Here is a 10073-nt window from a genome sequence, read left to right as displayed (position 1 = left end):
ATCGGGGTTCCGCCGGTTCCCGCCGCCACGTAGTGCAGCGTGGTTCCGTTCACCTCGACGCGGTGGTGGGTGATCCCCGGAATCGTCGCGCCGGCTGGTGTCGCGTTCATCGCATCTCCTCAATTGGACAACCTGGTTGCCCAGATATTAGCCAACCAAGTTGTCTAACTACAAGCCCTTCCCGTACCCTGCTGCCATGTCCCGTTCCGGTGCCGATCTCGCGCTGCTCCTGCTCGGGGGCTTCCGTTCGCTGGTGGACAACGCGACCGACGAGCTTGCTCAGCGCGGCTACCAGGACGTACGCCCCGTCCACGACTTCGCCATGCGAGCCATCGCCGCGGGCGCCGATGACGCCACGCGGCTCGGCCGCCACTTGTCGGTCTCCAAGCAGGCGGCCGCGAAGACGATCGCGGTCCTGCACGAACGCGGATACGTGACACGCGACACCGATCCCCTCGACGGCCGCCGCAAACGCCTCCAGGTCACCGCCCTCGGCTTCGAGGTGCTGCACCAAGGCGAGGAGATCTTCGACGAACTGCGCGACCGCTGGGAACGACGGATCGGCTCCGCCGAACTCGAGCGCCTAGAAAAGCATCTGGCGACACTGGTCGGCGCCTCCCCCATCCGCTTCGACACGCCCGGCTGGATGACGCGCGACCTCGGTGAGCCGTCCTAGCACAGCGCCAGGCAGCGCGATCAAGACCGACGCCCGCAGCGCCTACCGCAACCCCGCCAACCAACGCACCCACACCCGCCTGGCCACCACCCGCCGCAGCCGCGGATGCCTCAAGCACGGTTAACTTCGATGAGCCCCCATGGGAGTCTTCGCTTCCGTGTCCGCCACCACCGCACCGGACACGGCGCCTTGCTCCTGCTACGCACCCCGGGGCCTCGCCCCGGTACGTGGGTGGCCGGGGCGAGGCGCGGCAGGCCGGTCCTGGCATCGGCCTGGAGGGGGCCTTGTGCCGCTGGTGTGCCTCCTCTGGGCTGCTGTCAGCTCAGATCGTCGGTGTGTCGTCGATGTCCTCCTTGTGCGGTTCGAGGATGAACCTCCAGCCAGCGCTGGGCTCCATGAACCGCACTCGGGTGGGGTAGATGTCCAAGGCGCGGCGGTCGCGGTTCTGGCTGCTCGTGCTCTTCCGCCCGCGGGTCGGCTCTTCGAACAGGTCAACCTTGACGTCCGGCACCGCGACGACTTCCTCGTTCCAGCGCTGAACGATTCCCGCGCCGAACGCTTCCCTTGCGGCGGTGTAGAGCGACTCCAGAGATTCCTTGTTCCCGCTGGGCACGAAGAGGGCGAGGTTCAGGAGGACGCCAGCACTTTGGAGAACCTCGATTTCTTCCCCTGTCTCGTCGGCAACCCAGATCCCGCGTTCTTCGGCATTGTCCGGAAGAACATGAATTTCCTGACCGAAGATCGTCCTTGCGGTGAAGGATCCTCCCTCGAAATCCTTACCCGGCTTCGTAAGGAAAGCCGGGGCGTAGCAGTCGAGAGGAAGATCATCCATCTCTGCCGAGACGAATATATCCTCCTGGATGCCCAATTCTGAAACCTCCTCGGTCGTAAGACGTCGGGCCGTGATCTTCTCGGTGTTCACGCTATTTCCCTTCTTCATATGGCCAGGGACAGTTCGGCGAGCCGCTGCTCGTGGCTCGGCCACGGCCCACCAGCTCGGCTACTGGTGACCCTGGGTCAAGTGGTGTCGGTGGCTGGGCGCGTCGCTTGGCGTCGCTGCCCCGGACAAGATCCCAGACACGGACCCGGGCAGCAAATCCGCGTAGGGAAAGGTGGAGTCGATAGCATCGGGTCCGGGCGCCATGGTGGTTTCCCCGCCCGCCCCTGTTCACCACCCGCCCGCGTTGACCTGATGAATCTGTATCGGTTTGTCAGTAGTTTTTCGACGTGGATGTTTCAGTGCGTGGGGTGTTGATAGCGCTGGTCGGATGGATGTTTGCTGCTGCTTTCCGGGGCGGGATTACATGGCTGACGATTGCTGACGCATTCTGGCTCGGAGACGAGCCCGCCGAGGATTCCGTGGACAGCGTCCCGGCAAGCGCGTAAGAAAGTGCTAGGTGTGCCCAAGGTGTGCCCTGGCCGGGAATGCGGCCGTGCAGGGACAGCGCGGACGGCGGCACCGCCTGTTCGGACAGCCGCTCTGGCGGCAGGCCGGCGCACTTGAGCTCGAAGGTCGCCCGGTGCCAGTCCAGGACGGCGCTCAGGATCTCCGGCTCGCCGCCAACGGCGGGCGGGGTGGGGCGGCTGCCGCTGTTCCACCGGGGTGCATAGTGCTTGGGGGCAGGTGTGGCGGTCATCGTCTGCCTTCCTGGTCGGGGACGGGCCGAGTCTGGCAGGCACCACTGACATCGCATCTGCCCGCTCCTGGTCCTCGCGTGACATCGACGATGGGCAACAGCGTGGCAGTCGGCGGGAGGCCGATCTGACGCGGTGTGGGCCCGGCGGGTGTGGGGACGTCGGTGAGTCGATTGAGGAGCTGGTCGAGGGCGGCCTGGCCATCATCGATGGCGGCGCGTTCGTCGTCGGTGAGGGGGATGCTGGCGAGCATCTTCTGCAGGTTCGCCTTGGCCTCCAGCAGCTGGCCCTTGCTGGAGGCCTTCGGCGTGTAGAAGTCGCAGCGTGCGCAGGCCATGCGGTGCTGGCACGGCTCGAAGAAGGTGTAGGTGCACCCGCCGTGGCCGAGGTCGAAGTACTGCCTGGGCTCGCCGTCGGCGGCGGCGCCGGATTTGACCGCGTGGCGGTCGACGAGGACCTCGATGGTCCGCACGTTCCGCGCGAAGTAGCCGGTGTCGTTGTAGGCTCTGCCCAGGTGGCCGTAGTCCGGTCCGAGACTCCGTCGGGCGGTGGAGTTGCTCGTGGGCAAGATAGCTTCGTCCGGGTCATTGGACGGGGAGCAGGGGATCGTGCCGCTCGGATGGGGGACGGGGCCGGGCTGGCGCACCTATGCTCGCGCCATGGCATGCCGAATCAGCGAACTCGTCATCGACGCGGAAGACCCTGGCCGACTAGCCGCATTTTGGTGCGATGTCCTCGGCTACGTCGAGCTGGCTCGAGAAGGTGACGGCAGCATCGAAATCGGCCCGCCCGGCGTCGGATTCGGCGGAGCACAGCCAACCCTCGTCTTCAACGCGGGCCGCAACCCCCGGCTCGGGAAGCTCCCGCTGCACATCGATGTCAACGCCACCGACCGCGACCAGGACGCCGAGCTGGCCAGGTTGCTCGCACTGGGCGCCCTACCTGTCGACATCGGCCAGACCGGAGAAGAGAGCTGGCATGTCCTGGCCGACCCCGAGGGCAACGAGTTCTGTCTCTTGCGCACGCAGCTGAAGTCCATCTGACGTCCCGCCACATCGAGTAAGGTGCAGCGGACGGGCCAGTCCCGCGGGGTCCAGACGGTGGGTCGACCGATGACCGTTGTCACGTTGTTGGGTGTGTGGGCTTCTGACGGCGTGTCGGGGCGTGGTGGGGCCGGTTCGGGGCCTGTGCTCAGGCTGTGGTGTGCTGGTCGGCGGCGCCGGTGATCTGCTCCCAGATGGCGAAGCGGACGGTCATCTCGGCTCGGTAGTCGTGTGCGGTCATCTGGTCGCGGCGGGGTCGGAAGTGCGGTGAGATGCCGCTGAACGCGGACAGGAACCGCTGCGCCCCGCCGACGCTGCGGAAGCCCTTCATCGCCCGTTCACGCTGCCTCGTTGTCTAGTGACTGTTCTCCGCTCGGTTGTTCAGGCCCTTGTGCGAGCGGTGCTCCACGGAGGGCATGACCTCGCGGTGGGCCGCGCCGTAGGAGCGGAGCTTGTCGGTGACGACCGCCCGGGGCACTGTGCGGGTCTTCTTCATCAGACGGCGGAAGAACCGCTTGGCCGCGGCGGTGTCCCGCCGGTCCTGCACGAGGATGTCCAGCACGTTGCCGTCCTGGTCGACAGCCCGCAACAGATACTTCTGCGCCCCGTTGATCTTGATGAAGACCTCGTCCAGATGCCACTTGTCCCCGGGCCGGGGTTGCCGGCGACGCAGCGCATTGGCGTACTGCTGCCCGAACTTCCCACACCGGCGACGGACCGTCTCATACGAGACGATCACGCCGCGCTCCAGCATCAGTTCCTCGACTTCGCGGAACGACAGCGGGAAGCGGTGGTACAGCCATACGCAGTGGGAGATGACCTCGACCGGGTACCGGTGCCCCTTGTACGACGGCGACGCGTTCCCCACGGACACCCTCCTCCAGCCTGATCAACTCGGAGATAATCCCACGGGCCAGCCAATGTGACAGTGCCGCGCGCACTGCCCTGGGGAGATCAGGATCGTGTCATCCGGATGAGCACGCCACTCCCTCTTCACGGACGCCTTCACCGAACGGGGGGCCGCCGAAGCGGACGAGCCCGGCGGGCAGTCGCACCCAAGCCCGATGACGATCTGGCTGCCGCACTCCTCGCAGCGCTCCACTTTCACAGTTCCACTCACCCTCACGCGGTGCCGGAGTCGACCCGGTAAACGATCTTCCCGTCGGACTCGTTGAACCCGAGCGACTCGTAGAAGGTCCGTGCGCCTGGGTTGTCGCGGTCAGCCATCCATTCCACCCGGCTGCACCCGGGGCGCGCGGCGGCCAAGGCGCGGAGTTCGTCCATGAGGCGAGCACCGATGCCCTGCCGACGCAGGGTGTCGCGGACGTAGAGCTCCTTCAGGAACAGGGAGTGCGACGAGCCGGCGGCCGGCCAGAGGAAGGAATAGGCGGCGAGGCCCACGATGTCCCCGGTCTCGTCCTCGACGAGCAGGGCGGACGCGAGCGGTGGCGCGCCGAAGAGAGCTTCTTCCACCTGGAGGCGGCGCTCCTCGATCGGCTGGATATCTGTGTCGCTCGCCCCGTAGAACCGCTCGATCTCCTCGATCAGCTCGGCCACGGCCGGGACGTCCCGCTTCTCCGCGGGACGGATCGTCACGGTCATCGGCGCCTCCTGTCCTTCCTCGATTGCTTCGGTATCTGCTGCACTCGTTCGTTCCAACGCGTGATCCCCTCCCGGCGGTACAGCACACGCGCCTACAGCGACGAGGTGGCCTGCGCATATGGGTTCCAGCCGTGCTCCGCAGAGAGCCCTGCACGTGTCGGATGAGGTACTCCAGGTCCGCGCAGTAGACAGACGGGTTGCGGTAGCCCGGGCTTCGCTGAAGCGGTGTGGGAGGTAGCCACCGCCGCACACGTCCACAAGTGGGCAGGCGGTGGCACTGTTCGGCGAGCGCATCCTTGCCGTGCTGACGGTGCAGCAGCTTCGGATGCGACAGGGCTTCGTCGAAAGAGTGGCGGAGGACGTTGAGCCCGAGCCAGGAGGCGCCCTCCTCGACCGACGGTAAGGTGTCCACCGCTTCGATGGAGCCGTCGGACTCGATCACGACGCTCGTCGGCGGGGCCAGGCCGAGTGTCTCCACCGAGCCGCGCACGCCAGAGCTGAGGGCCACGATGTCCTCCAGAATCCGGACGCTGTGCCCGTACTCGGGCCGGGCGAGCCAGGCGTCGTAAACCCTGCTCATCCACAGCCCGTACTCGGGCACGCTTGGGTCGGCGCGGTGCGGCGGGTCGTCGTGGGTGGCGTGCGGCAGGCCGAAGTCGATCACGGGCGGTTCGAACGCCGCCAGGTAGTCGTGAACCTCCACGGGGTCGTTGGCCAGGTCCACGACGGCGAGAAGCCCCGCGAACAGATGTGGCCGCGACCGCAGGAGTTCGATGCCGCGCACGGCGGAGGCGGCGCTCGACCGCCCGGCGTGGGTCAGGCGATGCCGGTCATTCGCACACGGCGGTCCGTCGAGACTGACACCCACCGCGACCTCGTACCGCTCGAAGAGGTCCAGCCACGCACCGGACAGAAGAGTCCCACTGGTCTGGAGCTCGAAGAGAATCCGGGTTTCCGTCGGCGCACTGTCCCGGATGGCCTGCAGCAGAGCGGCCATGTGCCCGACGCTGACGAGAAGCGGTTCCCCGCCGTGCAGGACGACGTGGATGGTCCGAAGGCGGTGTGCGGAGGCGTGCTCACCTATCCGCCGGGCCGTAGCCCGGGCCACAGCGAGGTCCATTCGGGCGGGCAGGCGCCGCGCCACCTGGTCCCTGGAGTTGAAGACGAAGCAGTAGTCGCAGTCGATGTTGCAGCGGTTGGCGACCTTGAGGATGAACGTCCGGAACGGAACGGGGCCTTCGGGTTCTGTCATCGAGTGGACGTGCTCACAGCGGCCATGGCCAGATGAGCGAGGCCGCGTGGGCGCCGTCGCCGAACCGGCCCGTCGCGCCCTCCTCGGCCTCCAGCCGCTGCCGTACGCGGGCGGCCACGCGGTCCAGGACGGCGGTGCCGGCCATAGTCGGCTCCGCGGACGCCGGGCCGACGTGCGTGATGGTGCGTGGCTCGGTGACGGACGTGGGTGACGGCATCCAACGCTCCTCGTAAGGTACGTGCCGGAGGCGGCACGGTGCGACGGGGTTGAAGCGACAGATCAGCCGGAAACGTAGCATCCTCAACCACCCACCCGGCACAGGGAATTCGGCCACATGGTCGGCGTCAGCCGGATCGCGGCACCAGCAATCGTTCGATGTCGTCCACAGCCGCGCTCACTCCCAACCGCCGGTACACCGTCAGGGCGGCTCGCAGCGAGCCCACGCCGTGACCAGGCCCGTCAACCGTCCAGTCGCAGCGGCCGATGCCCTCCAGCGCCCGCGCCTCCTCCAGCAGGCAGCGGATGTCCCGCGCGAGCGTGAGCGCCTGACCAAAGTGCCGACGGGCAGCCGTCGGTTCGTCGGAGGTGAACAGCAGCATCCCCCAGTGGTTCAGTACCTCTGCCTCGCCGCACCGGTCGCCCAGGCCCCGCAGGATCTCCAAACCGCGTTGGAACACCTCGATCGCGCCGTCGCGCTCACCGACGATGCCGCGCGCCGCGCCCAGCTCGCTCAGCGAGGCGGCCTCACCCCCGCGGCTGCCGAGCTCGCGGTAGGCGTCCAGGGCCTCCTCCAGAAGCCGGATCGCCTCTGTCGCATCCCCGGAAACGCGGTCCACGACGCCGAGGTGGCGGACGCTATTCGCGCGGCCGAACCGTTCACCGAGCTCGGTGAAGTGCGCCAGGGCCTGGCTGTGTGCCGTCCGCGCCCCCTCAATGTCTCCGGTCAGCCGTCGGATGACGCCCAGCTCGTTCAGCGCGTAAGCCTGGTGAGTACGGTCGTCCAGCTCCAGGTAGATGTCGAACGCTTCCTGGTGATGCCGCGTGGCCAGGTCGTACGCGCCCATGAGGCAGTGCACGACGCCCAGGTCTCGCAGGGAGTTCGCCTCCCCGTACCGGTCACCGAGTTCTCGGTAGATCGTCAGGGCCTCGCTCTGAGCCTCCACTGCGGCGTCGAACCGGCTCATCTGCCGCTGTGTCATGCCGAGATCGGCGAGCGCGTTCGCCTGTCCGAGCCGGTAGCCCAGCTCTCGGTAGAGGGCGAGGGCCTCGGTCTGGGCGCGGGCCGCGTCCTCGTTGTCCGCGGTCAGGTACCAGACGATGCCGAGCTGGTTGAGTGCATCGGCCTTGCCGCGCCGTTTGTCGACCGCTTCGTACGCGGTCACGGCGTCGCTGAGGGACTCGATCGCCTGCGGGTAAGCAGCCATGAAGCGGCGTACGACACCGAGTTCGGCGAGAGCGTCACCGCGGGCCCGCTGGTCGCCGGTGTGGCGAGCGGCCTCGGCGGCGGTCCGGTGGAGCCCGACGGCCTGGTCCCAGGGACCGGCCTGGCGCAGGAAGGGCGCCATGGCCGCGGCGAGCCGGACCACGAGGTCGTACAGGGCGAGGCCGTTTGCTCGCCGGACGCAGGCGAGGATGTTGGCCCGCTCGGTCTCCAGCCAGCTCATGGCGTCCGCCCGCGACTCCAGGGCCGGAGTCTCCACCCGCGAGGCGCCGTCCGGGGCCGGGGGCACTACGCCACCACTGCGCCCGATGTGCCCGTTCACGACGGCGAGAGCGGCCAGGTAGTAGGTGCACACACGCTGGACGGCCTGTACGTGGTCCATGCTGTCCCCCTCGGTGGCGAGACCGCGAGCGTAGTCGCGCAGGAGATCGTGCAGCCGGTAGCGACTCCCCGGTTGCTCGTCGATCAGGTGGTCGTCGTAGAGCGCTTCGAGGTGCCCACGAGCCACCACGACCGAGACCTCGCCAAGAGCCGCACCGACGTGCGGGTCGAGATCGCTGCCGGGGAAGAAGCCGAGTTGCCGGAAGAAGCGCTGCCGCTCCGGCGCGAGATCCCGGTAGGAGAGATCGAACGTGGCGGTGACGGCGCGCTCCCCAGCCCGCAGCTCTCCCAGCCGGTCCCGCGCCGCCAGCAGCCGCCCGCGCAGGTCCTCGGCAGTCCAGGACGGATGATGCCGCAGCCGTGCTGCGAGCAGAGACACTCCCAGCGGCAGGCACCCGCACAGCCGGACCAACTCGTCCACCACATCCCGGTCCAGTGCATCGGCCGGCCGCCCGCTGAGCCGCACGAAGAGGTCGACCGCATGATCCGGCGGCAGCGCGTCCACCGACGTGACCACCTCCTCGTTCGCCACCAGTCGCCTGCGGCTGGTCACCAACACCAGGCACCCGCTCCCACCGGGGAGCAGCGGCTCCAGCTGCCGGTAGCTGGCCGCGTTGTCGAGAATCAGCAGCGCCTTCTTGTCCGCGAGTCTGCTCCGCCACATGGCGGCCCGGGCCTCCGTGACCGCTCCGACGTCGTCCCCGACGGGTATCTGCTGTGTCGGCACGCCGGCGGCCGCGAGAAGAGAGGCGAGCGCCTCGCCAGCCTGCACCGGAGTGCGCCCCGGCGTGTACCCGTTGAGGTTCACGAAAAGCTGTCCGTCGGGGAACCGCTCGGAGAGCAGGTGGCCGTCGTGCACGGCGAAAGTGGTCTTCCCAACACCCGGCATCCCGTCAATCACGTGAACGGGCAGTCCCTCGCCCTGCTCCTGTGAGGCCCGCACCGAGCCCACCAGCCGCTCCAGCTCCGCGGCCCGGTCGGTGAACGCGGCGGTGTCGCGCGGCAACGAACGCAGCACCTGAGCGGCCCCCGGCGGCCCCGCTCCATCCTCCGGCCTCGCCAACGGCGTGGGAGGCCGCGACTCGGAAAGCCCGGCAAGCAGAGCCGTCATCCCCGCCATCGTCACACCCAACACGATGAACGAGAACCAGGCGTGCTCCTGTAACCACCCCAGCCAGCCGGGCCACCGCGACTCATTGGACACGGCGTTCGTGACGAGCCCGACCAGCAGCGTGGTCACAGCACCGCCTCCGGCGACGACGGCGATGGCGATCCCGCGCCGGAGTCTCATACGGAGGTCCCAGTGGCCGGGGGAGCGACCGATTCCTCCGTGGTGCCGCTGATGAGACACCACGCACCGCCAACCGACCTGGTCACGAAGGCCCCCCCCGAGTCCGACGCCCCAACTTTCCTAAAGGAACAGTCCTCGTAGACCTTGGTCAAGGGCGCGTCTGAGCCACGGTGTGCACCAGCTTCCGCAAGGCACACTGGCCCACGGCCAGCGCACCATCTTCAGAAGTTCACGCAACCCCTGATGATCACGCCGCAGTGGCTGTTTCGCTATCGGCCCCGGCCACGAACTGGTCAATCGGCTTGGGACCTACTCGGCATCGCAGGTCGTGGCCTCGGATCCAGTCGGTTTCGTAGACCTCGTTCCAGTACTCTCACTCTTTTTGCCCGCCTCGATGGGGGCGTAGCGCCGCCGTTGAAGCTCCTCGCGTTCAACGTCCGGGATCGTCATCGACTCGGCAAGCACGGCGGCGAGCGCGTCCACTTGAGCGTTGTCGATGTCAGCGTGGAAGAGCCACCGGATGTTCTCGTCGGGCGTGATGAGGTCGATCGCCAAGCGCGCGTTCCTGTCCTGTGAGGTCGCTGCTCGGATGTATCGAACTTGGTCGACCGGGATGTCTTGAAGGACCTCGCCTTGCTCAAGGAATGCGTTCGTCTTAGTGGTCGGCGCCGTAAGTCCTTCGGGGGTTGACGTCGGAGGGGGTGCTGGGCTGGTGTCTGGTTAGGTGCCGGGGGCGGCGAGGTGGAGTCGGC

The 10073-nt window shown here is 67.7% G+C and carries 9 protein-coding genes and 2 pseudogenes; 2 read left to right on the top strand and 9 right to left on the bottom strand.

The genetic code is table 11. From position 1 onward, the window contains the following. Positions 1 to 196 precede the first annotated feature (196 nt). Positions 197 to 676, top strand: coding sequence for a MarR family winged helix-turn-helix transcriptional regulator (locus EFK10_RS12570; RefSeq protein WP_127355800.1), 480 nt, complete (start codon positions 197 to 199; stop codon positions 674 to 676). Positions 677 to 998: 322 nt separating this feature from the next. Here EFK10_RS12570 and EFK10_RS12565 read toward each other — a convergent pair whose 3' ends face one another. The 3 genes from EFK10_RS12565 to EFK10_RS12555 all read right to left on the bottom strand — a co-directional run bounded on the left by EFK10_RS12565 (position 999) and on the right by EFK10_RS12555 (position 2879). Beyond that, a complete protein-coding gene (locus EFK10_RS12565; protein WP_127355799.1) occupies positions 999 to 1598 on the bottom strand; it encodes a hypothetical protein in 600 nt (199 codons plus the stop codon). Positions 1599 to 1887: 289 nt separating this feature from the next. Continuing rightward, a complete protein-coding gene (locus EFK10_RS50005) occupies positions 1888 to 2313 on the bottom strand; it encodes a DinB family protein (protein ID WP_240677181.1) in 426 nt (141 codons plus the stop codon). Further along, positions 2310 to 2879 carry a hypothetical protein gene (locus EFK10_RS12555; protein ID WP_240677180.1) on the bottom strand — a complete coding sequence of 190 codons (570 nt, stop codon included), beginning with the start codon at positions 2877 to 2879 and terminating at the stop codon, positions 2310 to 2312. Before EFK10_RS12555 ends, EFK10_RS50005 begins: the two co-directional genes overlap by 4 nt. A 91-nt stretch (positions 2880 to 2970) precedes the next feature. On the opposite strand from EFK10_RS12555, the gene EFK10_RS12550 reads away from it, so the two are divergent. Continuing rightward, a complete protein-coding gene (locus EFK10_RS12550; RefSeq protein ID WP_127355798.1) occupies positions 2971 to 3354 on the top strand; it encodes a VOC family protein in 384 nt (127 codons plus the stop codon). A 148-nt stretch (positions 3355 to 3502) separates the two neighbouring features. On the opposite strand, the pseudogene EFK10_RS12545 reads toward EFK10_RS12550, so the two are convergent. The 6 genes and pseudogenes from EFK10_RS12545 to EFK10_RS12520 form a co-directional block, all read right to left on the bottom strand. Continuing rightward, positions 3503 to 4222, bottom strand: a pseudogene (locus EFK10_RS12545) (IS6 family transposase). Positions 4223 to 4476: 254 nt separating this feature from the next. After that, the gene (gene haaN, locus EFK10_RS12540; protein ID WP_127355797.1) at positions 4477 to 4956 is read right to left on the bottom strand and encodes a cyclophane-containing RiPP N-acetyltransferase HaaN; all 480 of its coding nucleotides are present in this window, start codon (positions 4954 to 4956) and stop codon (positions 4477 to 4479) included. A gap of 814 nt (positions 4957 to 5770) precedes the next feature. Then, positions 5771 to 6208, bottom strand: a pseudogene (locus EFK10_RS50000) (radical SAM protein); the annotation flags it as partial. Positions 6209 to 6221: 13 nt separating this feature from the next. Then, positions 6222 to 6425 carry a HaaA family cyclophane-containing RiPP peptide gene (gene haaA, locus EFK10_RS12530; protein WP_127355796.1) on the bottom strand — a complete coding sequence of 68 codons (204 nt, stop codon included), beginning with the start codon at positions 6423 to 6425 and terminating at the stop codon, positions 6222 to 6224. A gap of 127 nt (positions 6426 to 6552) precedes the next feature. Further along, positions 6553 to 9321, bottom strand: coding sequence for a cyclophane-containing RiPP biosynthesis TPR protein HaaT (gene haaT / locus EFK10_RS12525; RefSeq protein ID WP_206305423.1), 2769 nt, complete (start codon positions 9319 to 9321; stop codon positions 6553 to 6555). Positions 9322 to 9630: 309 nt separating this feature from the next. Further along, positions 9631 to 9876: a hypothetical protein gene (locus EFK10_RS12520; RefSeq protein ID WP_240677179.1), complete on the bottom strand. Its 246-nt coding sequence runs from the start codon at positions 9874 to 9876 to the stop codon at positions 9631 to 9633. Positions 9877 to 10073 lie beyond the last annotated feature (197 nt).

The sequence above is a fragment of the Streptomyces soli genome, assembly GCF_003999195.1.
Classification (GTDB): domain Bacteria; phylum Actinomycetota; class Actinomycetes; order Streptomycetales; family Streptomycetaceae; genus Actinacidiphila; species Actinacidiphila soli.
This window is presented reverse-complemented; position numbering and strand designations above follow the sequence as displayed.

Excerpts from the sequence above, each read along its gene's own strand:
- EFK10_RS12570 (WP_127355800.1), top strand. The coding sequence starts at position 197 with ATGTCCCGTTCCGGTGCCGATCTCGCGCTGCTCCTGCTCGGGGGCTTC.
- EFK10_RS50005 (WP_240677181.1), bottom strand. The coding sequence starts at position 2,313 with ATGACCGCCACACCTGCCCCCAAGCACTATGCACCCCGGTGGAACAGC.
- EFK10_RS12550 (WP_127355798.1), top strand. The coding sequence starts at position 2,971 with ATGGCATGCCGAATCAGCGAACTCGTCATCGACGCGGAAGACCCTGGC.
- haaN (WP_127355797.1), bottom strand. The coding sequence starts at position 4,956 with ATGACCGTGACGATCCGTCCCGCGGAGAAGCGGGACGTCCCGGCCGTG.
- haaA (WP_127355796.1), bottom strand. The coding sequence starts at position 6,425 with ATGCCGTCACCCACGTCCGTCACCGAGCCACGCACCATCACGCACGTC.
- haaT (WP_206305423.1), bottom strand. The coding sequence starts at position 9,321 with ATGAGACTCCGGCGCGGGATCGCCATCGCCGTCGTCGCCGGAGGCGGT.